This window comes from Micromonospora sp. AKA38, from assembly GCF_027925725.1.
Taxonomy (GTDB): Bacteria; Actinomycetota; Actinomycetes; order Mycobacteriales; family Micromonosporaceae; genus Micromonospora.
Genome location: NZ_BNEI01000001.1, coordinates 53,922 through 79,476, shown reverse-complemented (window position 1 = coordinate 79,476; position 25,555 = coordinate 53,922). Strand labels below are relative to the sequence as shown.

Sequence of the window (25,555 nt, the reverse complement as noted above, 5' to 3'; positions counted from 1 at the left end):
GCTGGATCCTGGAACGGGACGGGAGGTCGGGTGTGGACCGGCACCAGGTACGCGCCGCGCTGCTGGCGGCCGGGCTGTCCCCGGACGCGTTCGCGCTGGAGGGCGTGCACGAACACGTGCCGGTCCCGCCCGACTTCTGGTTCCTGCGCCGCGCCCGCACCGGCGGCTGGGAGATCGGCGCCTACGAGCGCGGGACGTACGACGTCCGGCAGCGCTTCGACACCGAGGAGGAGGCGGGCGACGGGCTCTGGCGCGCGCTCACCGGCCGGCCGTCCCCGCCCTGATCGCCGGCGGGACAAGCCGGACGGTGGCGCCCTCGGGCAGACCGACCGAAGGCCCGACGTGCCACTCGTCGAAGCCCTGGAAACCGAGCTCCACGAGCCGCCGCGACACCTGCGCCGGACTGAGCCCGGTGATGTCGGAGCTGAGCACGAGGCGCTCAAGGGTGAGCGGCTCGGCCGGTTCCGTCCAGGGAGCGTGACCGTTGAGGGTCCGGCTGACGAGCACCGGGTCGTCAGCCGAGACGTACTCCGGCAGTGAGTGCTCGGATGTCGCGTGGCCGAGAGCACGGAGCCGTTCCGCGACCCGGGCCGGGGTGAGGCCGGTGCGGTGCGCCGCGGCAACGAGGTGGCCGACCGCTACCTCCAGGTCCGCGTCGAGCCAGGGGGGCTCACTGTCCAGCTGTACGCTGAGAATGATCAGATCCGCCGACGTGACGTCGTCGGGCGGCAGGTCCGGCCGGGTGGTGAGGCCGAAGCCCTGGAGCCGTTCGTGCACCTGGGCGTGGGTGAGCCCGGTGCGTCTCGCGCCGAGCAGGACGTGGCCCGGAGGGACGGTCCTCGTCCCGTCCAGCCAGGGCGTGTCTCCGTCCAGGTCGCGACTGAGCAGGCCGACGTCCGTGAAAGTGACGGCGGTCGGGAGCATCACCGCCGGAATGGTGAAGCCGTACTCCGCGAGCCGCGACGCCACCTCGGCGGGAGTCACCCCGAGTCGGGTCGCCGCGGTCACGAGGTGGGAGGGTAGGACGGTGGCCTCCGGGTCCAGCCACGGATCCCGCCCGTCGAGATCCTGACTGAGGAGCACGAGATCGTTCTCGGCCGGGGCGTCGGGAAATTGCTGTCCGACGAGCCGGTAACCGAGTTGCTGTAGCCGTTCGGCGGCCCGGCGCGGGCTCAGCTCGCTGCGGGAGGCCGCCTCGGCCACCGCGTGCGAGGGTAGGGGCTCTGCCGTGTCCAGCATCACGTCGAAGCTGGGAGAGCCGTACCGGCGACCCCGGGGGCCGGGGCGGTCGGTCGAGAGCTTGACCGACGGTACGCGGGGTGCGGCGCTCGGCAGGTCGTCGGCTTCCCAGACCAGCTTCATCTCCACCTCGGCTGGCAGACTGCTGGGCGGCGGGACCACGGCGACGTACCCGAGCCGACGTAGCCGGCCGACGACCTCCTCCGCCGGGGTACCGGCCACGAACGCGGCGACGACGACATGCCCACCGGAGACGGCCTGGTCGGGCGGGAGCCACGGCCGCTGGCCGTTCATCCGGACGCTCGCGACGACGTAGTCGATCATGTCCAGGTCACCGGTCGGAGCGTCACGTACGGTGAAGCCGAGCCGGCGGAGCCGATCGGCGGCCACGTCGGCGGCGATGCCCGCCTCCACCGCCGCTGCCATGACGTGCGGGACCGCCACCTCATCGGCCTGGTCCAACCACGGCTCCCGCCCGTCGAGGTCTTGGCTCAGCAGCAGCCGGTCGATCGGGCTCGACAGATCGGGCAGATCGTGCCGAGGCGCTGGAAAACCCAGTTCGACGAGTCGCTCGACAACCGCCGGAAGGGAAGGGCCGGGATTGGTCGCCCTCGCGATGAGGTGACCGATCGGGAGTGGCTGGGCCGGATCGAGCGAGCGTCTGTTGCCGTCGGTCCGGGTGAGCAGGGAGTCGCTCGGTCTCGCCCGGACGATCCCTCCGTGGGCCACCGTCAGCTCGGGGCCGTAGAGGCCGGCGGCGATCCATGCGACCAGGCGCCAGATTCCGTCCGGCTGGGTCAGTTCGGTGAGATCTGCGGCTTCCCCTCCGGGGCGGGTTGTTGCCGGCGGGTTGAGGCGGAACACCGGCACTCCCGCGTCGGGCGGATAGCAGCCGACGGTGCGGAGCTCGTCCACCAGCGGGCTTCCGGGCCAGGACGTCCGACCCGCCCGCAGCGCCAACTCGAACACCGCATCCGCCACCAGCGGTACGCGGGTGGCGAGTTCCGAGAGCCAGGCGTGGTTGAACAGTGGACTGTCGGCGGCACCGGCGGCTTCGGCCGCATTCTTGAGGAGTTCGGTCACCTGCTGCGACTCGTCGTCCAACAGCTGTGTCCGGTTGACCGACAGCCGTGGCGCGCGCGTGCCGTACAGGTTGACCACGGCGGTGATGTCCGATGCCTCGACCCAGATGCCGTCCACCAGGATTGCGCCGGAACGATCGCACCACCACACCGGATGAGGCTCCGAGCCGATCACGACCGGGTCCCGGCGTGACGGGACGGCGACGTCTTCGCTCGACTCCAGCGGTTCGGCGGCACCCAACGGGGCGATCGACGACAGCCGGCGCGGTTCCCACCGCAGGGCCTCACCGTCGAGTGTCACGGTGGTCCGGAACTCCGCCACCCAGAGGAGCCGCCGCAGGAAGTTCGCGCTGGAGAGATTTTCGGTGTCGCTCCGGAGATAGAGCCGGACCCTCGTACCGGCATCCTGTCCCAACCCGGTCTCCCGGATGCGGAACAGGTTGCCCGGTCCGGCGATGGACACCCAGAGGCGGCTGCCGCGACGCCCCTCCTGGCCGAATCGGCAGGTCTCCACCGTGATCTCGTCGGCGAGCATGAAGTAGCTCAGGACGCCGACCCCGAAGCGGCTGTTCGGGAAGAAGTCGATGGGCGGTGCCAGGCGTGCCCACCGCGACTGCTCCTCCACGAACTCGGACGTCTCGACGAAGCGGGTGCCGGCCTGCGAGAACACGTCGGTCAGTTCGCGGACCCCCATGCCCACGCCGTTGTCCGAGCACTCCAGGTAGGCGCGGCCCTGCTCGTCCCGGCCCTGGACGAAGTCGATCCGGCCCTCCCACGGGGACACGGCCCCGCCGGTACGCCTGAGATACTCGTTCCGGGCGGCTCGGTAGCGGCACGCGTCGAGCGCGTTCTGGTACAGCTCCCGGACGGCCAGGAGCGGATCGCCGTAGAGCTGCTCGCCCATGAGCAGTTCCTGGATCCGGTCCTCGGCGAGGTGGAACCGCACGCCGGCGGACTGGTAGGCCCGCCCCTCCGGCCCCTCGCTCGGGCGGACCTGGTCCGCCGAGGCGTGTGCCGGCAGGGCCGAGAGCGTTTGGAGATGGGTGTCCTCGGCGGCGCCGTCCTGGATCTCGACCAGGAGCGTGTCGAAGAACTCGACGTGGGCCCGCAGGGCGATCTCGATGGCCGGGTGGGCGCAGGTGGTGCGCAGCACCCGCACCGGCCCGCGGGATTCCCACTCCACCGCGTCGATGGAGGCGTGCAGTTCGTCAGGTGACACCGGATCGCTGATCCCCATGTGCTCGACGACCACCTCGGGCAGCGCGGCGGCCTCGATGGCCATGGCGCGTCCCGCAGCCAGGAGGTAGGCGACCAGGCGCTCCCGTACCGGTTGTTCGTCGGCGGTTCCCGCGCCGACCGTGCAACGACTCCGGAGCCGTCCGGGCCGGTCGGTACGGGTGAGGAAGCCCGGGCCGCCGCGCAGGCTCCTGATCAGCTCGATCACCCGGGGCTCCTCGAAGACCCGCGCGGACAGGTGCAGGGACGCGACGCCGAGCGGAATCAGCTCGGCGACGTCACGGTCGGACGACCGGGTCAGGGACTGCCGGGCGATCCAGCGGTGCAGCAACCACCAGCCGATCTGCCCGGCGACGTCCGGGTTCTGCGCCTGGCCGTTCAGGCGGCGCCACAGCCGCGGAAAGCTCTGCGCGAAGCGCCGGTAGGAGTCGCTGTCGGGATCGGGCTGCTCGGGCGCGGGCCAGTTGGCCGGATCGACGTGGGCGGCTCGGGCAGCGCGCAGCGCCCACCACGTGTCGTACAGATAGGGGCCGGCGACCAGCAGCGCGGCCTCGGCCGCGGAGAGGCGCAGCTCGTCGGCGGAGGTCGCGCCGGGGTAGGCGAGGAGGTTCGCCAGGAACTCGACCCGACGACTGATGCGCGTGGCGAGGTCCGGCTCGTGCCACGGATCGTGCGTCAGCGCCCGTGCGGCGTCCCGGCGTAGGCGCACCACGTGCTCGACCAGGCTGATGGTGGAGGACCGTAGCTCCTCGCTGACCAGGGATGGCGAGACCAGGTCCCAGGCCCGGTGGGACTGCGCCTGGGCCACCCAGTCGAACGACCGTTGCGTCGCCCGGCGCGACGACAGCGGGAAGGGGGTGATCTCCGCACCGTCCGGATGGACGAGGGCGGTCTGGGGCCGCCGGTCGTGGACAGCCGCCAGCTCCCGCATCTGCTCGTTGACCGCGGTGACGAGATCGTCCAGTGTCCGGCCGGCCTGACCGTTGACCAGGATCTGCTGGAGAGCCCGGGAGAAGATGCTGAAGGAATCTCCGGTACCGGGAACGAACTGGGCCTTCTCCCCGGGCCCGCAGGCGAACAGAAAGGCGACGCGCTGCCGCGCCACGTGGCTGATCCGCCCGGTGCTCCACCGCTGTAGCTCCACCGCCATGGACTGCTGGTCGAACCCCTCCCGGCAGGCGTCCACCACGAAGAGCACCTGCCCGGCGCGGCTGCGCTCCAGCGCACCGGCCCAGTAGGTGAGCGGGACCATCGACTCCCGCAGCGGGATCCGCAGATCGGCCTCGGACGGCACCAGGTAGTCGACGCCCTCGGTGTGGGCGCCGTGCCCGCTCAGATAGACGAGCAGGTTGTCGTTCGGGCGGGCATCACCGAGGAACTGGCCCACCTCGGCGCAGATCTTCGGCCGGCTGAGCCGGCCACCGTCGAGCGTTCGGACGCGGTACCCGGTCTCCTCCAGGGCCACGCTCAGCGCACCGATGTCGTTCGGGACGAAGGGCAGCGGCACGATCTGCGGGTCGTCGTACTCCGCGACGCCGAGCAGGAGAGCGCGGAAGGCGGCCACGACGGCTACTCCCGGAAGGTCAGCGTGACCGTGCCCTTGGAGCCGATCTCGGTGGTGCCGACGAGGTTGAGACCGCCCTTGGCCGACACCTCGAAGCTGAACTGCGCCTCGGCGAGCCGGAGCCGCCCGGTCTCCTCGGTCACCTCGTCGAAGACCGTGCGCAGCGCGGCCACCGTGTGCCGGACGCTCTCCCGGAGCACGGCGATCGGGATGTTCCGGACCGCCACCTCCCGTTCGCCCCTGCGGAACAACCCCATGGTGTCCGGGTCGTCCGACACGTCCACGGACACCAGAAAGGGCAGAGTGTCGACATCGGTTACGGGTTGGGACATCGGGGACGCCTTCCCGGATCGAGGATCATTGACGGAGGGCGGACAGCATATCCGTGGAATTCGCGCCGGAGCGTGACTGTCGCATCGTCGACATCCCGCCGGAACGGCCGCCGGGACCGGCCTGGTGGCCGGCCTTCCGGGACGTACGAAAGAATGCGGTACGTGACGACGATCCCGAACGTGCTCGCCAACCGTTACGCCTCGCCCGAGCTGGTCGCCCTCTGGTCGCCGGAGGAGAAGGTGCGGATGGAGCGCCGGCTCTGGCTGGCGGTGCTCCGGGCCCAGCGGGACCTCGGCGTGCCGGTGCCGGACGGGGTGGTCGAGGCGTACGAGCGGGTCGTCGACGACGTCGACCTGGCTTCGATCGCCGCTCGCGAGCGGGTCACCCGGCACGACGTGAAGGCCCGGATCGAGGAGTTCAGCGCGCTCGCCGGGCACGAGCACGTGCACAAGGGGATGACCTCCCGGGACCTCACCGAGAACGTCGAGCAGCTCCAGATCCGGGCGTCGCTGGAGCTGATCCGGGACCGGCTGGTCGCCACGCTGACGCGGCTGGCCTGGCACGCGGGTGAATACTCCGGCCTGGTGATGACCGGCCGGTCGCACAACGTCGCCGCGCAGGCCACCACGCTGGGCAAGCGCTTCGCGTCCGCCGCGGAGGAGCTGCTGATCGCGTACGAGCGGCTGACGGACCTGATCGACCGCTACCCGCTGCGCGGGATCAAGGGGCCGGTGGGCACGGCCGCCGACCAGCTCGACCTCTTCGACGGCGACGCCGACAAGGTGGCCGAGCTGGAGCGCCGGGTGGCCGGGCACCTGGGGTTCGCCCGGGTGCTGGACAGCGTCGGGCAGGTCTACCCGCGTTCGCTGGACTTCGACGTGCTCTCCGCGCTGGCGCAGGTGGCCGCCGCGCCGTCGTCGCTGGCCACCACGATCCGGCTGATGGTCGGGCAGGAGTTGGTCACCGAGGGCTTCAAGCCGGGGCAGGTCGGCTCCAGCGCGATGCCGCACAAGATGAACACCCGCTCCTCGGAGCGGGTGAACGGCTTCGCCGTGATCATCCGGGGTTACCTGTCGATGGTCGGCGAGCTGGCCGGTGACCAGTGGAACGAGGGGGACGTCTCCTGTTCCGTGGTGCGGCGGGTGGCGCTGCCGGACGCGTTCTTCGCCGCCGACGGCCTGTTCCAGACGTTCCTGACCGTGCTTGACGAGTTCGGCCCGTACCCGGCGGTGATCAACCGGGAGCTGGAGCGCTTCCTGCCGTTCCTGGCCACCACGAAGATCCTGGTCGCCGCCGTGCGGCGGGGCGTCGGTCGGGAGGTCGCCCACGAGGTGATCAAGGAACACGCGGTGGCCGTGGCGCTGGCCATGCGGGAGCAGGGCGCGCCGGAGAACGACCTGTTCGACCGCCTGGCCGCCGACGGCCGCCTCGGCCTGACCCGGGCCGAGATCGACGCGCTGGTCGCCGACCGCAACGCCTTCGTCGGCGCCGCCGAGACCCAGGTGTCCCACCTGGTGGCCCGCGTCACCAAGATCGTCCAGTCCCACCCCGAGGCCGCCGCCTACTCGCCGCCCCCCATCCTCTGACACCACCCGTTCGCCGCATCACCGGATGGGTCAGGGGCCGGTGGGGGTTTCGGCGGCCGTCGACAGGTTGGGGGCGCTGGCCGGCTCGGCGATGCCGCCGGGGGCGCTGGCGATCTCCGGGCCGTGGGCCGTCTCGGCGGCGATCATCGGCTGGTCGGGCGGCATGACGTCGGGCATCTTCGGCACGACGATCACCGCGGTGCCGTAGGCGCAGATCTCCATCCACATCTCGCCGCAGTCGCGGCTGTCGAAACGCATCCCGATCACCGCGTTCGCGCCGAGCCGCTGGGCCTCCTCACCCAGTCGGGCCACCGAGTCGGTCCGCCACCGGGTGAGGTTGTCCGGGGCCATCGGGTCGTAGGCGCCACCGCGCAGGTTCTTGACCCCCTCGCGGTACGGGTTGCGGGTCCTCGCCATCGAGGAGACCACTTCGCCGAGGATCTGGCGGATCTCGTAGCCGGGCAGTTGATCCGTCGTCACGACCAGCACGGTTTCGATGCTGTCAGCCGTCGGCGGAGGCGTTCGGGTGCCGTGGGCACCCGATCGGATGCTGCAAAACGGCGCGGCGCGGACGGCCGGGGCGACTCCCGGCCATCCGCGCCGCTTCGGCACCAACCGTCAGACACCGGCCACCGAGGTGATCCAGGACCGGTTGTACGCGACGCTGCCGTAGTTCTGGATGCTGGAGCCGTCGGCGGTGGAGGCCACGCCCACCTGCCGGCCGTTGTAGAACTGCGGGCCGCCCGAGTCACCCCGCCACGCGTTGCCGTTGATCCGGGTGCTCCGGATCGCCTGGCCGCCGTACGCGTCGGTGACGTTGGTGCTGGTCACCTGGACGTTGGCGGTCTTGAGCTGGGGCGACGCGCCGCAGCCGCTGTAGCAGGTCATGCCCCAGCCGTAGATCGAGTTGGTGGAGCCGACCGGCGGGTTGCTGCTGGCCAGCGACACCGCGGAGGTGCTGACCGTGCTGGAGAGCCGGAGCAGGGCCAGGTCGTTGCGGGTGTAGGAGGCGCTCACGCTGCGGGTGACGCCGCCCGAGGCGTAGTAGACGCTGCCGACCCGTACCGACATGGTGCCGCTGACGCAGTGCCGGGCGGTGAGCACCCACTGGGACGCGATCACGCTGCCGGAGCAGGTGAACGAGCCGTTGCTGAAGACGGCCGCGGCCCACGGCGCGGACGAGACGGTGTTGCCGCCGATGATCGGCTGCGGACCGGCCGGTGCGGCACCGGCGCCGGATGCGGTGGCCAGCACGCCGGCGAGCGCGGTGGTCAGCACCGCGAGCAGGGGACGGAGGCGCATGTCGGGGCTCCTTCTGCGCGACACCCGGGATCCCCGGGTGCGGATCGGTGCCCGCCGGGCGGGGTGGGCCGGCGGGAGACATCGATCACTCACATCGACATCTGACGATGCATGCTACGGCCGGGGCGAGTCCCGTCACAAGACGTGAATCGGATTGACTCGATGTCTCGGGGCGTGCCGGCCCGCTGTCGGAAAACCGGCCCCGTTCGCCCGGCGGTGGGACGTGAAATGCCTGGTGAGAGCCGTTGCCCCGGCCTCTGGGCGGAGGCGCTGCGCAACGAATACGTATCGACGCCGCAACGAACGCGCAACGGTCTCCCGGGTCCCGCCGTCCACCGCTCGAACTGGCCCCGGCCGGTGCGGGTCGGGCGGTATCTGCCAGGTAGGCTGGCTGCGCTCGGCCGTTTGTGGGCCGGCACCCAACTGCGTACACAGTCAGGAGTGCCCAGTGCCTCGCGTCGTCGTCGACGTCATGCTCAAGCCCGAGATCCTCGATCCGCAGGGCCAGGCCGTCGCAAACGCACTGCCCCGGCTCGGCGTCGGTGACGTCGCCTCGGTCCGGATCGGCAGGCGGATCGAGATCGAGTTCACCGGCGAACCGGACCTGGACCGGGCCCGCGAGATCGCCGACAAGCTGCTCGCCAACCCGGTCATCGAGGACTTCACGGTCCGCGTGGTCGAGGCCGACGAGACCGCGGGCGCGCACTCGTGACCGCCCGGGTCGGTGTGGTGACCTTCCCCGGCTCGCTCGACGACGGGGACGCGGCCCGGGCCGTCCGGATCGCCGGCGCCGAGCCGGTCCGGCTCTGGCACGGCGACCCGGACCTGCACGGCGTGGACGCCGTCGTCCTGCCCGGCGGCTTCTCCTACGGCGACTACCTGCGCTGTGGCGCCATCGCCCGGTTCGCGCCGGTGATGGAGACGATCGTGGACGCCGCCCGTGGCGGCCTGCCGGTGCTGGGCATCTGCAACGGCTTCCAGATCCTCTGCGAGGCGCATCTGTTGCCCGGGGCGCTCACCCGCAACCAGCACCTGCACTTCCGCAACCGGGACCAGGTCCTCCGGATCGAGGCCACCGGCACCGCCTGGACCAACACGTTCCAGCCGGGCCAGGAGGTGCTCATCCCGGTCAAGAACGGCGAGGGCTGCTACGTCGCCGACGCCGCCACGCTGGACCGGCTGGAGGCCGAGGGCCGCGTCGTGGCCCGGTACGTCGGTGGCAACCCCAACGGTTCGCAGCGCGACATCGCCGCGATCACCAACGAGGCCGGCAACGTCGTCGGCATCATGCCGCATCCCGAGCACGCGGTGGAGGCGCTCACCGGTCCCTCCCTGGACGGCCTCGGCTTCTTCACCTCGGTGCTCAAGCACCTGGTGGGAGCCCCGGCGTGACCATCGGTCGGCTCACCCGCCGTCCCGACGGCGAGCGCAGCAAGGAGACGTCATGACCATCCATCCGGACCCGGCCCTGCGGGAGCCGCAGGGCGTGGCGCCGCAGGCCGGCCCGACCGACGACTGGGCGCCGGGCGTGGACACCGTGCCGCAGGCCGCCGGCACGCCGGAGGAGCTTCAGCCGTACGCCGAACTCGGCCTGCGCGACGACGAGTACGACCGGATCCGGCAGATCCTCGGCCGCCGGCCGACCCAGGCCGAGCTGGCCATGTACTCGATCATGTGGAGCGAGCACTGCTCCTACAAGTCGAGCAAGGTGCACCTGCGTCAGTTCGGGGAGAAGGCGCCGCCGAGCGACCGGCTGCTCGCCGGCATCGGGGAGAACGCCGGCGTGGTCCGGGTCTCCGACGAGCTGGCGGTGACCTTCAAGGTCGAGTCGCACAACCACCCGAGCTTCGTCGAGCCGTACCAGGGCGCGGCGACCGGTGTCGGCGGCATCGTCCGCGACATCCTCGCCATGGGCGCCCGCCCGGTGGCCGTGATGGACCCGCTGCGCTTCGGCGCGGCCGACCACCCGGACACCGCCCGCGTGCTGCCCGGCGTGGTGGCCGGCGTCGGCGGCTACGGCAACTGCCTCGGCCTGCCCAACATCGGCGGCGAGGTGGTCTTCGACCCCTGCTACCAGGGCAACCCGCTGGTCAACGCGCTCTGCCTGGGCGTGCTGCCGGTCGACCGGCTCCAGAAGAAGGACGCCACCGGCCCCGGCAACGTGGTGGTGCTGATGGGCGCCCGGACCGGCCGCGACGGCATCGGCGGCGTGTCGGTGCTGGCCAGCGCCACCTTCGACGAGGGCAGCGAGCAGCGCCGCCCGTCCGTGCAGGTGGGCGACCCGTTCATGGAGAAGCTGCTCATCGAGGCGTGCCTGGAGCTGTACGACGCCGAACTGGTCGTCGGCATCCAGGACCTCGGTGGCGCCGGCCTGACCTGCGCGCTTACCGAGACCGCCGCCTCCGCCGGCACCGGCATGCGGGTGTGGCTGGAGCGGGTGCCGCTGCGCGAGCCCTCGATGGAGCCGCACGAGATCCTGGCCAGCGAGTCCCAGGAGCGGATGCTGCTGGTCGTCACGCCGGAGAAGCTGGAGGCGGTGCTCAAGACCGCCGAGAAGTGGGGCGTCTGGGCCACCGCCATCGGCGAGGTCACCGCGCCGTCGCCGGACGGCCGGCCGGGCCGGCTGGTCATCACCTGGCGCGACCAGCTCGTGGTGGACGTGCCGCCGGGCTCGCTCGTCGACGACGGGCCGGTCTACGCCCGTCCGATGCGGGAGCCGGCCGACCTGATCCTGCTCCAGGCCGACCGGGCCGAGACGCTGCCCCGCCCGAGCACCCCGGACGCGCTCCGGGAGACCGTGCTGCGCATGATCGCGTCGCCCAACCTGGCCGACAAGACCTGGGTGACCGAGCAGTACGACAGGTACGTGCTCGGCAACACCGTGCTCGCCCAGCCGGAGGACTCCGGCGTGATCCGGATCGACGAGCGCAGCGGCCTCGGTGTCGCGCTCTCCGTCGACGGCAACGGCCGGTACGCGCGCCTCGACCCGTACCACGGGACGAAGCTGGCGCTGGCCGAGGCGTACCGGAACGTGGCGGTGACCGGCGCGAAGCCGATCGCGGTGACCAACTGCCTCAACTTCGGCTCGCCGGAGGACCCGGGCGTGATGTGGCAGTTCGCCGAGGCCGTACGCGGCCTGGCGGACGGCTGCCTGGAGCTGGGCATCCCGGTGACCGGCGGCAACGTCAGCTTCTACAACCAGACCGGCGCGGCGGCCATCCACCCGACCCCGGTGGTCGGCGTGCTGGGCATCCTCGACGACGTCGCCGCGCGGGTGCCGATGGGCTTCGTGCCGCGGCCGGCCGGCGACCACGACCAGCTCTTCCTGCTGGGCGAGACGCACGTCGAGCTGTCCGGCTCGGAGTGGGCCTGGGTGACCCACGAGCACCTGGGCGGCATCCCGCCGCAGGTGGACCTGGCCCGCGAGCGGCAGCTCGGCGAGCTGCTGGCCGAGGCGGCCCGGGTGGGGCACGTCAGCTCGGCGCACGACCTCTCCGACGGCGGCCTGGCGCAGAGCCTGGTCGAGTCCAGCCTGCGTCGCGGCGTCGGTGCCCGGGTCACCCTGCCGGAGCACTTCGCCGACGGCTCGATGCCGTTCGTGTTCCTGTTCAGCGAGTCCGCCGGCCGGGTGCTGGTGTCGGTGCCGCGCGGGCACGAGAAGGCGTTCACCGCCCTCTGCGCCGAGCGCGGGGTGCCGTGGGAGTACATCGGCGTGACCGACCCGGCCGGTGGCGCGCTGGAGGTGCGCGGCCAGTTCCGGATCGGCCTGGACGAGCTGCGTGAGGCGCACGGCGCGACGCTGCCGCGCCTGTTCGGCGACGCCGAGGCGCCGCGGGTGGAGGTGGCGGCGACCCGTACCGGCACCACCACCGTGCTGCCGGCCACCGCCGAGCAGCCGGTGGGGGTGGATCCGGCCCGGGTCGACGCGGAGCCCATCGCCCGGACGGCCCCGGACGCGGAAGCGCCGGCGCCGTCGGGCGGCCCGACGCGGGCGGACGCGGGCACCGGGTCCGCCCCGGCCCGGGAGGTCTCGCCCGAGGCCGGAGCCGGCTCGCCCGCAGCCGGGGACGCGCCGCCGACCGGTCCGACCGCGACGGCGGCCGGCACCGACTCCGCCGACCCGTCGCGGGGCGACACCGGGTCGTCCGGGTCGCTTCCGGCGCGGGCCGAGCCGCAGTCCGGCGGGTCCGCTCCGGCGCGCGTCGACGACGAGCCGGCCGGGCCGGCCACGGCACGGGCCGAGGCGTCCCCGGCGGAGGTCACCGGGCCGCCGTCCGACTCCACCCCGGGCGATGTCCGCCCGGCTGCCGGTGAGCCGGACCAGCGCTGAGGTCACGAACGTGGGCGTCTTCACGCAGCCCGGTGCCGGCGCCCGATTCGACTGGGGCCTGACCGGAGCGGCGGAACTCGGCCGGGTCTGCGCCGTCCTGGTGGTGGTGGACGTCCTGTCGTTCACCACCGCCGTGGAGGTGGCGGTGAGCCGCGGCTCACGGGTGCACCCGTTCCCGTGGGGCGAGCAGGCGGCCGAGTACGCCCGCCGGGTCGGCGCCGTCGCCGCGGTGGGCCGCCGGCAGACGACCCCGGAGCATCCGTGGTCGCTCTCCCCGGCGGCGCTGCGGACCGCACCTGTGGTCGCCGACCTGGTGCTGCCGTCGCCCAACGGCTCGGCGATCAGCGCCGCGGCGAGCGCCACCGGGATGCCGGTGGTGGCGGCGTGCCTGCGTAACGCACGCGCTGTCGGGCGATGGCTCCGCCACCAGGGGTACGGCACGAACGACGCCGCCGTGGGCGTGGTGGCCGCCGGTGAGCGCTGGCCGGACGGGTCGCTGCGCCCCAGCGTGGAGGACCAGCTCGGGGCCGCCTGCGTGCTGGACGCCCTGGCCGGCGTGCCGGGTGGCCTCTCGGTGGAGGCGGCCATGGCGCTGGCGGCACTCGCCAGCACGCCCGACGTGCCGGCGGCGGTGCGGGGTTGCGTCTCCGGCCGGGAGCTGGCCGAGGGCGGGTTCGCCGAGGATGTCGAGGTCGCCGCCGAGATCGGTGTCTCCGACGTGGTGCCGGTGCTCCGCCAGGGTTACTTCGCCCCCGCCTGAGAGCTTCCGCCGCAGATCTTTGGGCCGATGGACCGCCGTTGGCGGGAGCATCAGGGCCGTGCCGGCGCTTTGGTGACCTGACGAGCGTGGCCGTCCGGCGGGTGCCGGACGGCCACGGGTGGCGCGGAGAACGCGGGTCAGTCGTCCAGCCAGTCGAGGCGTCGCCCGCCCCGATCCGGCGTACCGTCCGCACGGCCCCGACCGGACTGCGCCGAATCGTCGGGGTAGCCGGCCTGGTTGTCGTAGCCGGGACCGCGCTGCTGCGGCGGCTCCTGACCGTAGCCGCCCTGCTGGCCGTACCCGCCGCGCTGGTCGTAGCCGCCCTGCTGGTCGTAGCCGCCCTGCTGGTGACCGCCGTCGTAACCGCCGGGGGCGTTGCCGTAGGCCGCGCCGGCTTGGCCGCCGTCGTAGCCGCCCGGCTGCCGGCCGTCGTAGCCGCCACCCTGGTGGCTGCCGTAGCCGCCGGTCGGGGCGTCGCCGTAGCCGCCCGGCTGCCGGCCGCCGTCGTAGCCACCGGTGGGCGCGTCGGCGTAGCCGCTGGCCGGCCGGCTGTCGCCGTAGCCCGGGGCGTCGCCGTAGCCGCCGGTGGGGGCGTCGCCGTAGCCACCCCCCGCCGGCGCACCGCCGTAGCCGCCGGTGGGCGCGTCGCCGTAGCCGCCACCCGGCCGGCTGTCGCCGTAGCCGGGGGCGTCGCCGTAGCCGCCCTGCTGCCGGCCGCCGTCGTAGCCGCCGGCGGGGTTGCCGTCGTAGCCGCCGCCCGACGCGGCCCCGTAGCCAGCCCCGGCGCCGTAGCCGTCGGCCTGCTCCGCACCCCGGCCGTACTGACCCGGGCCGGGCTGGTCGTAGCCCCGACCCTGCTCCTGCTGGTAGGTGCTGGTCGGATACGGGTCGGCCGCCGGCGCGTACTGGGTGCTGTCGCCGGTGTAGCGGCCGGTGGGCTCGTTGAAACGCTCGTTGGCGTACCCGCCGCCGCCCTGGGCCGCGCCGTAGCCGGCCGCCCCGGCCGCCCCGGCAGCACCGGCCGCGTAGTCGGGGCTGCCGTAGCCGGCGCCGGAGGACGGGCCGTTGCCGTAGCCGCCGCCCGAGGAGGGCGCGTTGCCGTAGCCGTTGCCGGCACCCGAGGAGGGCGCGTTGCCGTAGCCGTAGCCGCCCTGACCGGGGGCGTCGTCGCCGTAGCCGTAGCCGGCCTGCCCCGCCCCGACGCCGTACGCGGGCCCGGGGGGCGCGCCGTACGGGTCCGGCGGGACGTCGTCCACCACCGGGCGCTGGAGCATGGTCGGCGCCTCGCTCATCGCGGCACCCCCGACCATGGTCGGAGCCGGCCCGGCGCCCATGCCGTTGACCACCCGGGTCTGGTCGTCCACGCCCCGGTAGGCACCGCGGGCCGCGGGGATCGCGCCCGCCGCGCCGCCGCCGGGACCACCCGGACCGGCCGGTCCGTCGGGACCGTCGCCGTCGCCGTCGTCGTTCTTGCGGCGCATGTAGAGCAGCACGATGGTGCCCACGCCGACGGCGACGAAGAGCCCGCCGAGCAGGATGAGCAGCCAGTTGCCGAAGCCGCCGGAGTCCTCGCTGGCGGACGGCTGCTGGGCGGCCGGGGCCTCGGTGGCCGGGCCCTCGGTGGCCTCCTCCTCGGTGACCTCCTCGGACGGCGGGGCGGACTCGCTGGCGGACGGCGTCGCGCTCGGGCTCGCCGACGCCTTGAGCGCCACGCCGATCCGGACGCCGGTCACGGACTGGCCGGCGGCGGCGTTGATCGACTTGGCGCTCGGGGTCGCGCCGTCCGCGGAGGCGCCCAGGTCGATCCGGCCCGGCGCGATCGGGTTGTCGGCGGAGCCGCCGAAACTGAAGTTGCCACTGCCGTTCGTGTTCGTCCGGCGTTCCTTGCCGGCGCTGTCGCGCAGCATGACGAGTGCGCCGGAGATCGGCTCACCGTTGGAGTCGACCACCTTGCCGGAGACCGTCTTGACGGTCTGGGGCTGCTGCGGGGGCGGCGGCGCGGCTTTGCCCTTGACGGTGAGGTTGAAGTTGCCGGTCGCCGCGTCGGACTTGTCCGGCTGCACCTGCACGGTCACCGAGCCGTTGGCGTCCCCGGCGTTGTCGTTCGCACGGATGGTGAGCAGCTGCGTCTTGGGCATCGGGTTGCCCGGCGCGAAGTTGACCTGGCCGCAGCCGGAGACGCAACTGACGCCGGAGGGCAGGCCGGTGATGCCGATCTGCGCGTTCTGGTCACCCTCGCCGGGAGTGACCCGGACGGTCACTGTGGTGTCGCTGCCGGCGTTGACCGTGACCGAGCCCGGCGAGACGCTGACGTCAGCCGCGAGGGCGGGTGTGGCGGGGACGGTGAGCAGGGCGCCGAAGATCAGCGCTACGACCACACCGGCCCGATGCTGCCAGGCACGTCGGTGTGTGGACACGTCCACCGCCTTCCGGGTCTGATCTTCCCGCCGGCCGGTCCGGCCGGGTTGATCACTCACGGTACGAATTACGCCGTCGGCAACTATGCCTTGTCTGACCGGATCATCTCTACCCAGGGCCGGCGTCGGGCCGCCTTCTGCCGGGTCGTATCGTCCCGTCGTGTCCTCTCCGCACGCTTATTCCGACTCGGTGCTCACCGCTCTGGCGGCACTGGACGAGGGGCGTACGCCCGAACGGCCGGTGCTCCGGGAAGCGGTCCGGATGCTCTTGACCGCCCTCACGGAGCGCGCTCCCGGCCGATCGGTGGAGGTGCGCGTCCCACCCTACGGCGCGGTGCAGTGCGTGGCCGGGCCGCGACACACCCGCGGCACCCCGCCGAACGTGGTGGAGATGGATCCGGGCACCTGGCTGTCGATCGCCACCGGCCGGCTCGGCTGGGCGGAGGCGGTCACCGAGGGTCGCGTCCGGGTCTCCGGCAACCGCGCCGACCTCTCCGCGTACCTCCCGATTTAACCGCCCGGCGTCGGCGTTCCGAGCCACGCTCAGCGGACACTTCGTGACTGTCGGTGGCGACGCGGGTTCGCGTACACTGGTGGCCGACGACGGTCCCGGCCCACGGTGCGGAGCTGCCCACAGAATCCGCCAGGCCAGTCCAGACCCCCCAGCACGAGGGAGCGGCAGGTGCCCCGAGGCGATGGCCGGCTGAGCCACGACCTTGACCCCCAGCGACCCGGTCCCCAGGACGCGTGCGGCGTCTTCGGTGTCTGGGCGCCCGGCGAGGAAGTCGCGAACCTTACCTATTTCGGGCTCTACGCCCTCCAGCACCGCGGCCAGGAGGCCGCGGGCATCGCGGTCAGCGACGGCTCCGGCGTGGTGGTCTACAAGGATCTCGGCCTGGTCGCCCAGGTGTTCGACGAGCCGACGCTGGCCAGCCTGCGCGGGCACGTCGCGATCGGGCACGCGCGCTACTCGACCACGGGCGGCTCGACCTGGGAGAACGCCCAGCCGACGATCCGGGCCACCAGCGCCGGCACCACGATCGCGCTGGCCCACAACGGCAACCTGGTCAACACCGCCGAGTTGCAGCGCGAGGTGTCCGCCCGCGGTCTGGACTCCGACGGGTCGAGCAACGACACGTCGCTCGTCACCATGCTGCTGGCCAGCCGGCCCGACCTCTCGGTCGAGGCGGCCGCGCTGGAGGTGCTGCCGCAGTTGCGCGGCGCGTTCAGCTTCGTCTTCATGGACGAGTCGACGCTCTACGCGGCGCGTGACCCGCACGGCGTGCGCCCGCTGGTGCTCGGCCGGCTGGAGCGCGGCTGGGTGGTGGCGAGCGAGACCGCCGCGCTGGACATCGTCGGCGCGAGCGTGGTCCGCGAGGTGGAGCCGGGCGAGCTGATCGCCGTCGACGAGGACGGGCTGCGCTCCAGCCGGTTCGCCGCGCCGGAGCCCAAGGGCTGCCTCTTCGAGTACGTCTACATCGCCCGGCCGGACGCCACCATCGCCGGCCGGAACGTGCACGCGGCGCGGGTGCAGATCGGCCGCCAGCTCGCCAAGGAGCACCCGGTCGAGGCGGATCTGGTGATCCCGGTGCCGGAGTCCGGCACCCCGGCGGCCATCGGCTACGCCGAGGAGTCCGGCATCACCTACGGCCAGGGCCTGATGAAGAACCCGTACGTCGGGCGCACGTTCATCCAGCCCTCGCAGACGCTGCGCGCGCTCGGCGTGCGGCTCAAGCTGAACCCGCTGCGGCAGAACGTCCGCGGCAAGCGGCTGGTGGTGGTGGACGACTCGATCGTCCGGGGCACCACCCAGCGGGCCATCGTCCGGCTGCTGCGCGAGGCGGGCGCGCTGGAGGTGCACGTGCGGATCTCCTCGCCGCCGGTCAGCTGGCCCTGCTTCTACGGCATCGACTTCGCCACCCGGGCCGAACTGCTGGCCAACGGGTTGGACAACGATGGCATCCGGCGGTCGATCGGCGCCGACACGCTGGGTTACGTCTCGCTGCCCGGTCTCATCGCGGCGACCGAGCAGCCGAAGACCCGACTCTGCCGGGCGTGCTTCGATGGGGAGTACCCGATCGAACTGCCGGCCGGGAACCTGATCGGCAAGCACGTGCTCGAGGGAGTGGGCCGCCGGGTCGTCGCCGAGGCGGCGGCCGAGCCCACCGGCCCGCTCGTCGCCACACCGACCCATCACCCGTAGCACCACCGACGCGGGTCCGGCGTTCCGGCCCCGCGGAACCACAAAGGGGAGAACCGTGACGCACGTGTCCGAGCGCAGCGGCGCAGGATCCAGCCCGACGGGCGCCGGCGGCGACCGCCAGCCCTGGTCGGCGGGGTCCGGTCGCACGCAGCGCAAACGCTCGGTCTCGTACGCCGACGCCGGGGTGTCGATCGAGGCGGGCGACCGCGCGGTCGAGCTGCTCAAGTCCAAGGTCCGGGAGACCCGGCGCCCGGAGGTCATGGGTGACCTGGGCGGCTTCGCCGGCCTGTTCCGGCTGGACACGAAGAAGTACAAGAGCCCGATCCTGGCCTCCTCCACCGACGGGGTGGGCACCAAGCTGGTGATCGCCCAGCAGCTCGACATCCACGACACGGTCGGCATCGACCTGGTCGCCATGGTCGTCGACGACCTGGTCGCCTGCGGCGCCGAGCCGCTGTTCCTGCTCGACTACATCGCCACCGGCGAGGTCGTCCCGGACCGGGTCGCCGAGATCGGCGCCGGCATCGCCGACGGCTGCCGGTACGCCGGCTGTGCGCTGCTGGGCGGCGAGACCGCCGAGCACCCCGGCGTGCTGCGCCCGGACGAGTACGACATCTCGGCCACCGGTGTCGGCGTGGTGGAGGAGAGCGAGATCCTCCGCCCGGAGCGGGTCGAGGTGGGCGACGTGGTGATCGCCATGCGTTCCTCGGGCCTGCACTCCAACGGTTACTCGCTGGTCCGGCACGTGCTGCTGGGCGCCGGCCGGATGCGGCTGGACGTGGTGATCGAGGACTTCGGCCGCCAGCGCACGCTGGGCGAGGAGCTGCTCACCCCGACCAAGATCTACGCGCAGGACTGCCTCAAGCTGATCGCCGAGGCCGAGGTGCGGGCGCTGGCACACGTGACCGGCGGCGGTATCCCGGGCAACCTGGTCCGGGTGCTGCCGGAGCACGTCGACGCGGTGGTCAACCGGTCGACCTGGAAGCCGCAGCCGATCTTCGACCTGATCCAGTCCAAGGGCCGGATCGAGGACCCGGAGATGGAGTCGACGTTCAACATGGGCGTCGGCATGTTCGCCATCGTCGCCGCCGAGGACGCCGACCGGGCGCTGGCCACCCTGACCGGTCGCGGTGTCGACGCGTGGCAGGCCGGCGAGATCATCGAGGGCTCCGGCAACGTGCAGATGGTCGGGCAGCACACCCGGGGCTGATCGCGCTGGTCACCTTGCGCTGATCAGCCGGGCACCTGATCGGGGGTTCACCCGAGCGGCCGCCTCCGCCTAGCCTGAAGGTTCGCTTTTTTCGGCGCGCGGGGGAGGTTCGATGGCTGCACGCACGCCCGGAGGGATGCGCGGCATCGCCGCCGTCCCCTCGTACGTGGTGATGCAGCCGACCACGTTGTGCAACCTCGACTGCGCCTACTGCTACCTGCCGCTGCGCGCGGCGGACCGGCGGATGTCGGTGGCGGTGGCCGAGGCGGTGGCGGCGTCGGTGAACCGGTGGGCGGCCCAGGGGCGGTGCTCGGTGGTCTGGCACGGCGGGGAGCCGCTCGCGGCCGGCCGGGAGCACCTGGCCGCGCTGCTGGCCCCGTTCGGGGCGGAGGTCGAGCACCACGTACAGACCAACGCCACGCTGATCGACGACGCCTGGTGCGCGTTCTTCGCCGAGCACCGGGTGCGGGTGAGCGTGAGCGTGGACGGCCCGCGGGCGCGCAACGCCGAGCGGGTGACCCGGGGCGGCCGGCCGGCGTACGACCGGATCGTGGCCGGGGTGGCGGCGTTGCGCCGGCACGGGCTGCCGTTCTCGGCCCTGGCGGTGGTCTCCCGGCCGGAGCCGGGCCTGGCGGCCGAGCTGTACGCCTACTTCCTCGACCTGGGCTGCGAGGTGTTGGGCGTGAACATCGAGGAGACCGAGGGGGTCAACACCCGGTCGAACGCCCGGGACGGCGCCTCGGTCACCGGGTTCTGGGCCGAGCTGGTCGCCGCCTGGCGTCGGGATCCCCGGATCCACCTGCGCGAGGTGGAGTGGTCGCTGCGGTACGCCGGCGCGGTGCTGGCCGGTGCCGCGGACGATCTGCTGCCCCGTCGGCTCGACCCGATCCCGACGGTCGGCCACGACGGCTCGGTGGTGGTGCTCTCGCCGGAGCTGGCCGGCTTCACCGATCCGAGGTACGGCGACTTTGGCAGCGGAAACGTGCTGGCCACCCCGCTGGGCGAGATCCTCGCCGGCGCGGGGCGTACGCCCTGGGTCGGCGAGTTCCTCACCGGCGTGGAGGCGTGCCGGGCGTCCTGTCCGTACTTCGGTTTCTGCGGCGGGGGCCACGCCGCCAACCGCTACTTCGAGCAGGGGCGGTTCGACGGTACGGAGACCGAGCACTGCCGTAACAGCAAGATCCGCCTACTGGAGGGAGTGTTGGAGCATGCCCGAGATCACCAGTGACACCGACCGGGAAACGGTCGCCGGCCGGGTGCGGGACGCCGCAGCGGGGCTGACCGCGCTGCTCCACGAGGCGGAGGCGGCGCGCCTGCTGCGGGCGGAGGCGCCGGGCGACGGCGGCACCGCGGTGTGCGCGTGGAACCACTTCGAGAACATTCCGACGTTCTACAACTGGAACAACCGCCCGCGCTGAGTGCCGGGTCCGCGATCAAGGACCTGCCGGCGCAGCCGGGGAGGCGTCCCGGTGCGGCAGGTCCCTGATCGTCGGTGCTCCGTCGGCTCCGGCTGAGCACATGCGTGAGCACGCGGGGGCTACCGCGTGCTCAGATGTGACCGGAGGTCAGCGGGTCGGACGGGCCCAGGGGTCCGGATCGTCGTCCGCATGGTCCTCGTCATCGTCGTCGACATACTCTTTGTAGTCGTCGTCGAAGTTGTGCTCAGACTTACCACTACCCGCCAGTTCACGCTGCAAGGCGGTTAGGTCGGTGTTCGGGGAGTGGTACTTCAACTCCCGGGCCACCTTCGTCTGCTTGGCCTTAGCACGGCCGCGCCCCATGGCTCGACCCCCTCGCACAGAATGCGGGGCAGCCCGAAGGCGGGCCCCGATGACGTCAGGCATCTCTCGTGGCTCTTACGGTACATGGGGATGCCACCGTTCGGCACCTCGGGTCACCGTCGACCGGCCCAGCGCGTCGCAGTGTTCCGGCCGTCACACAGTGTACCCGGTAAGGGGTGGATGCCGGGGCCGGCCGTGACAGCGGATGAACTGCTACGTAAAAACAAAAAAAGCTTAACGCCCAACTCGGGCCCGGGTGCGGCCCGGGGGTGGACCGACGCCCGCCCCCGGGCACCGGTTCAGCGCAGGTGGATGGTGCGCAGGCGGCCGACCTCGGCCATCCGCCGCTCGGCGAGCCGGTCCGCGGCCACCGCCGGCGGAACGCCCTCGTCGTCGGCGAGCCGCAGGATCTCCCGGGTGGTGTCGAAGATCCGGGTGGCACGCAGCTTGGCCCGCTCGAAGTTGAAGCCCTCGATCTCGTCGGCGACCTGGATCACGCCGCCGGCGTTGACCACGTAGTCCGGCGTGTAGAGGATGCCCCGGTCGGCGAGCACCTTCTCGATGCCCGGGTGGGCGAGCTGGTTGTTCGCCGCGCCGCTGACCACCTTGGCCCGCAGCACCGACACGGTCTCGTCGTTCAGCGCGCCACCCAGCGCGCACGGGGCGTACACGTCGATGTCGGACGCGACCAGCTCGGCGGTGTCGTCGACCAGGGTGACCTGCGGGTGGGTGGTGCGCACCCACTCCCGGGCGCGCGGGTTGACGTCGGTCGCCACGACCTCCGCACCGTCGGACAGCAGGTGCGCGGTCAGGTACTTGCCGACCTTGCCCAGACCGGCCACGCCGACCCGGCGGCCGGCCAGCGTCGGGCTGCCCCAGACGTGCTCGGCGGCGGCCCGCATGCCCTGGTAGACGCCCCAGGCGGTGAGGACGGAGGAGTCCCCCGCGCCGCCGTGCGCCACGCTGCGGCCGGTGACGTAGCGGGTCTCCCGGGCGATCATGTCCATGTCGCTGACGTCGGTGCCGACGTCGCACGCGGTGTAGTACCGGCCGTTGAGCGACTCCACGAAGCGGCCGTACGCGCGCAGCAGCGCCTCGCTCTTGAGCTGCTCCGGGTCGCCCCAGATGACCGCCTTGCCGCCGCCCAGGTCCAGGTTCGCCAGGGCGCTCTTGTACGCCATGCCCCGCGACAGGTCGAGCACGTCGGCGAGGGCGTCGGCCTCACTGGCGTACGGGTAGAACCGGGTGCCACCGAGGGCGGGGCCCAGCGCGGTGGAGTAGATCCCGATGATCGCCTTCAGGCCGGACTGCTTGTCCTGGCAGAACACGACCTGCTCGTGACCCGAGGATGACGGGTCGTCGGTGCTGGCGAATACGCCCATGGCTGACTCCTGTGTCGGTGTGCGCCCTTGTGGGGCGCGGAACCTGAGGTGGCACGCCGGCGGGATGGTGCCGGTGCCGTTGAGCCTAATATCGGCCGGAACCGTGCTGTCGCGCACGTCACGCCGCCGGGTGTGACGGCGGCGACGTACGGCCCTGTCTCGTGGGAGGATCGCGCCGTGCCGTCGCTCTTCGCTTCATACCTGCGCGTGTACGAGCCGCTTACCGCTTTCGACCGGGACCGGCAGTCGTACTGGCGCCGGTACGTCAGCGAGGGCCGGGCGATCGCCCCGCTGGACGGGCCGGGCCGGCAGCGCACCTCGGTGATCGAGGCGCTCGGCGCGGGCTGGACCCGGCTGCCCGACCTGCCCGACGAGGCGTACGTGCTGGAATCCGACGACGCGCTGCTGGTCTGCCCCTGGAACCTGCGGATCCGGGTCGCCGAGGCGGCGTTGAGCGCTCGCGACGGGGTGCCGTCGGTGCTCGCCGACGCGTTCGTGCCGCCGGTCCTGGCCGGTCAGGCCAAGGCGGTGGTGGAGGACTGGCGCAGCGGGGCGCGCGTGCTGGAGCACGGGGTGCCCCGGGTCCACGAGCAGGTCGCCACCTGGGGCGTGCCGCTGCGCTGGTTCGTGCTGTTCGAGGCCGGTGAGCGGCACCTGGTCACCGAGCCGGAACGACGCGCGCTGCGCTACCGCACGGAGATCTCCAAGGCGCGCCGCCGCTCGTCCCGGGCGCTGTCCGTGCTGCGCAAGTCGGTCGGCGAGGCGCCGATCACCGAGGCGGTCGAGGAGGCCGCCCGCTGGCTGGAGGAGTTCCATCCGCGTTCGGTGGTGGAGCTGGACTACGGCGGCCTGGTGCAGTTGCTGCCGGACGAGACGCTGGCGGCCGACGACTCGACCGAGCTGGTCGCGGCGGGCCTCGCCGGGTTGTCCCGGGGCGAGGCCGAGGAGGCCTCAGCGGCGTACGACAGGTTGGTCGCCCGCTGGCGTGCGGTGCAGCTCCTGGAGCGCTGCAACTGACACCCGGTTTGTCCCCTTCGCTGGTGGGCACTGTGAGAGTGTCTCGTAATTGACGCATCACGAACCGTGATCATGAGTCCTATTAAGGTACTTTCTGCAGTGTAAAAGTCGTAAAAATCGGGCATGGTTCATCCGTCCGTCTAGGGACCTTCAGCCGTTCGGCCCATGTCGGACATCGGGGACTAGCCGGACCATGGGAGACGCGTCGGCCGGCGGGACCCCGGCCGATGTCTATACATGTGGAGGAGTGACCCCGATGGCATCGCGAACGCACGAACCCGAGCCGCTACTCACACCGGCCGAGGTGGCGTCGATGTTCCGTGTCGACCCGAAGACGGTGACCCGGTGGGCCAAGGCTGGCAAGCTCAGCGCCATCCGGACCCTGGGCGGCCACCGCCGTTACCGCGAGTCGGAGGTTCGGGCCCTGCTGCAGGGGCAGATCCCCCAGCAGCGTCAGGGGGACTGACGACCCGGACGATCTCTCAGGCGTTCCGATCAGGGGCGGTGGGACGTCGCGACAGCGACGATCCACCGCCCTCAGTCGTGTCCGGAGGTCGGCGCGTCCAGCATGATCCGCAGCCCCACCGTGCCGCCCTCGCCCCGACGCAACCGGCTGCCCAGCAGGCTCAACCGGCCGATCAGCCGGTACTTGCGCTTGAGCAGCCCACGGACCCGACGCGTACTCTCCGGGTCGTCGATCGTCGCGTGCCCCGGCACCGCCTCGCCGTGCGGCCGGCCTCGCACGTCGCACGGCGCCACCGTGACCCGGCCGTCCCGCCGGATCCGTTTCACCTTGCCGGAGTCGGACACCGTCCACACCGCCAACGCGTCGCCGTCGCGCACGGCCCACACCGGCGTCGGCACCGCCCGGCCGTCCTTGCGGAACGTGGTGAGCAGGACGTACTTCTCCGCCGCCAGGCGGTCCAGGTCGGTCACGCCGCCCAGGATACGGCTGCGACGGCGGAACCGAGCCCGGATAGCGTGCACCCATGACCGGGGACCCCACGATCGGCGACGTGTTCGGCGAGATGATCCGCGACGCGTACGCGGTGGCTACCGGCGTCGGCCCCCGGCCGATGGCCGGTGGGCGGTTGCCCCGGCCGGTCATCGAGATCATCGAACGGGACGACGGGCTGGTCAACGGCGCGCCCGCCGGGCACTACCTGGACCCGCCGCAGCAGTGGCAGCCGCACGACCACCGGGCGGTCGACCGGGTGCACGGGCACGTGCTCGACGTCGGCGTCGGCGCCGGCCGGATCGCGCTGCACCTCCAGGAGCGCGGCGTGCCGGTCACCGGACTGGACACCTCGCTCGGCGCGTTGCGCGTCAGCCGCCACCGGGGCGTCCGCGAGCTGGTGCACGGCACCGTCGACGAGCACGTCGCGGACGGCCGGCGCTACGACACGTTCCTGCTGCTCGGCAACAACCTCGGCCTGTTCGAGGGGCGCGAGCGCGCACCCGCGCTGCTGGCCGCGCTCGCCGCGCTGGCCCGTCCGGGCGCGCGGGTGATCGCGCACGGCACCGACCCGTACGGCACCACCGATCCGGTGCACACCGGCTACCACGAGGCGAACCGGCGGCGCGGCCGGCTCGGCGGGCAGCTCCGGCTGCGGCTGCGCTACCGGCTGCTCGGCACCGAATGGTTCGACTACCTGGTGTGTTCGCCCGACGAGTTCGCCGAGCTGGTCCACGGCTCCCCGTGGCGACTGACCGACGTGGACGACACCGACCGTCCGTACTACCTCGCCACGCTGGCGCTGCGCCGTTGAGGAGGGGCCCCTTCTATCGCCCACGCGATAAGAAGGGGCCCCTCCTTGTATCTCAGACCTGGACGGTGGGGGTGGTCTCCTCCGGGGGGAGGCCGCCGTCGCCGTCGACCACCTCGTCCGGCGTGCCGTCCTCGTCGATGTCGACCATGGTGATGTCCACCTTGCCGTCGCCGTCGGTGTCGAACTGGAACAGGTCGGCCTTGCCGTCGCCGTCGGTGTCCACCACCCACACGTCGGTCTTGCCGTCGTTGTTGGTGTCCGCACGAAGCAGGTCCACCCGCTCGTCACCGCGCGTCTCGACCGTCTCGGTGCGCTCCGCGCTCTCCGGTGCCTGGCTCATCTCG

Annotated in this window: 23 protein-coding genes; 14 read left to right on the top strand and 9 right to left on the bottom strand. The window is 72.4% G+C overall.

The features are described from left to right. Positions 1-32 precede the first annotated feature (32 nt). The gene (locus TPA0908_RS00405; RefSeq protein ID WP_281933579.1) at positions 33-284 is read left to right on the top strand and encodes a hypothetical protein; all 252 of its coding nucleotides are present in this window, start codon (positions 33-35) and stop codon (positions 282-284) included. Here the strand turns inward: TPA0908_RS00405 and TPA0908_RS00400 are convergent. Together TPA0908_RS00400 and TPA0908_RS00395 are read right to left on the bottom strand one after the other, a co-directional pair. Next, positions 259-5,121 (bottom strand): wHTH domain-containing protein, encoded by a 4,863-nt coding sequence (locus TPA0908_RS00400; RefSeq protein WP_281933577.1) that lies wholly within the window; start codon positions 5,119-5,121, stop codon positions 259-261. The two genes, TPA0908_RS00405 and TPA0908_RS00400, sit on opposite strands and share 26 nt — an antisense overlap. A gap of 5 nt (positions 5,122-5,126) precedes the next feature. Then, entirely contained in the window at positions 5,127-5,453 is a 327-nt protein-coding gene (locus TPA0908_RS00395; RefSeq protein ID WP_281933575.1) for a Pepco domain-containing protein, read from the bottom strand. 162 nt (positions 5,454-5,615) lie between these two features. Between TPA0908_RS00395 and purB the strand changes: the two genes are divergently transcribed. Beyond that, a complete protein-coding gene (gene purB / locus TPA0908_RS00390; RefSeq protein ID WP_281933574.1) occupies positions 5,616-7,040 on the top strand; it encodes an adenylosuccinate lyase in 1,425 nt (474 codons plus the stop codon). Between the two features lie 30 nt (positions 7,041-7,070). On the opposite strand, the gene TPA0908_RS00385 is transcribed toward purB, so the two are convergent. Further along, the gene (locus TPA0908_RS00385; protein WP_281933571.1) at positions 7,071-7,652 is read right to left on the bottom strand and encodes a YbjQ family protein; all 582 of its coding nucleotides are present in this window, start codon (positions 7,650-7,652) and stop codon (positions 7,071-7,073) included. Positions 7,653-7,658: 6 nt separating this feature from the next. Beyond that, positions 7,659-8,342, bottom strand: a complete 684-nt coding sequence (locus tag TPA0908_RS00380) for a S1 family peptidase (RefSeq protein WP_281933570.1) — start codon at positions 8,340-8,342, stop codon at positions 7,659-7,661. 448 nt (positions 8,343-8,790) lie between these two features. On the opposite strand from TPA0908_RS00380, the gene purS reads away from it, so the two are divergent. From purS to TPA0908_RS00360, 4 genes are read left to right on the top strand one after another with little or no spacing between them, the layout of a single operon-like run. Next, entirely contained in the window at positions 8,791-9,054 is a 264-nt protein-coding gene (gene purS, locus TPA0908_RS00375; RefSeq protein WP_281933568.1) for a phosphoribosylformylglycinamidine synthase subunit PurS, read from the top strand. Continuing rightward, positions 9,051-9,734: a phosphoribosylformylglycinamidine synthase subunit PurQ gene (gene purQ, locus TPA0908_RS00370; RefSeq protein ID WP_281933566.1), complete on the top strand. Its 684-nt coding sequence runs from the start codon at positions 9,051-9,053 to the stop codon at positions 9,732-9,734. Before purS ends, purQ begins: the two co-directional genes overlap by 4 nt. Before the next feature lie 52 nt (positions 9,735-9,786). Beyond that, positions 9,787-12,672 carry a phosphoribosylformylglycinamidine synthase subunit PurL gene (purL, locus tag TPA0908_RS00365; RefSeq protein ID WP_281933564.1) on the top strand — a complete coding sequence of 962 codons (2,886 nt, stop codon included), beginning with the start codon at positions 9,787-9,789 and terminating at the stop codon, positions 12,670-12,672. Beyond that, positions 12,635-13,432, top strand: coding sequence for a 2-phosphosulfolactate phosphatase (locus tag TPA0908_RS00360; protein ID WP_281933563.1), 798 nt, complete (start codon positions 12,635-12,637; stop codon positions 13,430-13,432). The genes purL and TPA0908_RS00360 overlap by 38 nt, the downstream gene beginning before the upstream one ends. 137 nt (positions 13,433-13,569) lie before the next feature. On the opposite strand, the gene TPA0908_RS00355 is transcribed toward TPA0908_RS00360, so the two are convergent. Then, positions 13,570-15,849, bottom strand: coding sequence for a carboxypeptidase-like regulatory domain-containing protein (locus tag TPA0908_RS00355; RefSeq protein WP_281933561.1), 2,280 nt, complete (start codon positions 15,847-15,849; stop codon positions 13,570-13,572). Between the two features lie 190 nt (positions 15,850-16,039). Here TPA0908_RS00355 and TPA0908_RS00350 point away from each other — a divergent pair, with 190 nt between their 5' ends. The 5 genes from TPA0908_RS00350 to amcA all read left to right on the top strand — a co-directional run bounded on the left by TPA0908_RS00350 (position 16,040) and on the right by amcA (position 20,680). Beyond that, positions 16,040-16,363, top strand: a complete 324-nt coding sequence (locus tag TPA0908_RS00350; RefSeq protein WP_281933558.1) for a sterol carrier family protein — start codon at positions 16,040-16,042, stop codon at positions 16,361-16,363. A 168-nt stretch (positions 16,364-16,531) separates the two neighbouring features. Continuing rightward, a complete protein-coding gene (purF, locus tag TPA0908_RS00345; RefSeq protein ID WP_281933556.1) occupies positions 16,532-18,052 on the top strand; it encodes an amidophosphoribosyltransferase in 1,521 nt (506 codons plus the stop codon). A 55-nt stretch (positions 18,053-18,107) separates the two neighbouring features. Next, positions 18,108-19,262 carry a phosphoribosylformylglycinamidine cyclo-ligase gene (gene purM / locus TPA0908_RS00340; RefSeq protein ID WP_281933554.1) on the top strand — a complete coding sequence of 385 codons (1,155 nt, stop codon included), beginning with the start codon at positions 18,108-18,110 and terminating at the stop codon, positions 19,260-19,262. Positions 19,263-19,398: 136 nt separating this feature from the next. Next, entirely contained in the window at positions 19,399-20,490 is a 1,092-nt protein-coding gene (gene amcB, locus TPA0908_RS00335; protein ID WP_308447805.1) for a cyclophane-forming radical SAM peptide maturase AmcB, read from the top strand. Next, positions 20,471-20,680, top strand: a complete 210-nt coding sequence (amcA, locus tag TPA0908_RS00330) for a multiple cyclophane-containing RiPP AmcA (protein ID WP_281933550.1) — start codon at positions 20,471-20,473, stop codon at positions 20,678-20,680. Before amcB ends, amcA begins: the two co-directional genes overlap by 20 nt. A gap of 147 nt (positions 20,681-20,827) precedes the next feature. Here amcA and TPA0908_RS00325 read toward each other — a convergent pair whose 3' ends face one another. After that, a complete protein-coding gene (locus TPA0908_RS00325; RefSeq protein WP_107157984.1) occupies positions 20,828-21,043 on the bottom strand; it encodes a DUF3073 domain-containing protein in 216 nt (71 codons plus the stop codon). Between the two features lie 299 nt (positions 21,044-21,342). Next, on the bottom strand, positions 21,343-22,425 hold the full coding sequence (locus tag TPA0908_RS00320) for a Glu/Leu/Phe/Val family dehydrogenase (protein WP_281933548.1): 1,083 nt from the start codon (positions 22,423-22,425) through the stop codon (positions 21,343-21,345). A gap of 177 nt (positions 22,426-22,602) precedes the next feature. Between TPA0908_RS00320 and TPA0908_RS00315 the strand changes: the two genes are divergently transcribed. Both TPA0908_RS00315 and TPA0908_RS00310 read left to right on the top strand, forming a co-directional pair. Continuing rightward, the gene (locus tag TPA0908_RS00315; RefSeq protein WP_281933546.1) at positions 22,603-23,442 is read left to right on the top strand and encodes a hypothetical protein; all 840 of its coding nucleotides are present in this window, start codon (positions 22,603-22,605) and stop codon (positions 23,440-23,442) included. A 256-nt stretch (positions 23,443-23,698) separates the two neighbouring features. Next, the gene (locus tag TPA0908_RS00310) at positions 23,699-23,908 is read left to right on the top strand and encodes a BldC family transcriptional regulator (protein WP_007073996.1); all 210 of its coding nucleotides are present in this window, start codon (positions 23,699-23,701) and stop codon (positions 23,906-23,908) included. A 71-nt stretch (positions 23,909-23,979) separates the two neighbouring features. Here the strand turns inward: TPA0908_RS00310 and TPA0908_RS00305 are convergent, their stop codons facing one another. Beyond that, entirely contained in the window at positions 23,980-24,378 is a 399-nt protein-coding gene (locus tag TPA0908_RS00305) for a PPOX class F420-dependent oxidoreductase (RefSeq protein ID WP_281933544.1), read from the bottom strand. A 53-nt stretch (positions 24,379-24,431) separates the two neighbouring features. Between TPA0908_RS00305 and TPA0908_RS00300 the strand changes: the two genes are divergently transcribed. Next, positions 24,432-25,211, top strand: coding sequence for a class I SAM-dependent methyltransferase (locus TPA0908_RS00300; protein ID WP_281933542.1), 780 nt, complete (start codon positions 24,432-24,434; stop codon positions 25,209-25,211). Positions 25,212-25,263: 52 nt separating this feature from the next. Here TPA0908_RS00300 and TPA0908_RS00295 read toward each other — a convergent pair whose 3' ends face one another. Continuing rightward, the gene (locus TPA0908_RS00295; protein ID WP_107157979.1) at positions 25,264-25,551 is read right to left on the bottom strand and encodes a hypothetical protein; all 288 of its coding nucleotides are present in this window, start codon (positions 25,549-25,551) and stop codon (positions 25,264-25,266) included. Positions 25,552-25,555 lie beyond the last annotated feature (4 nt).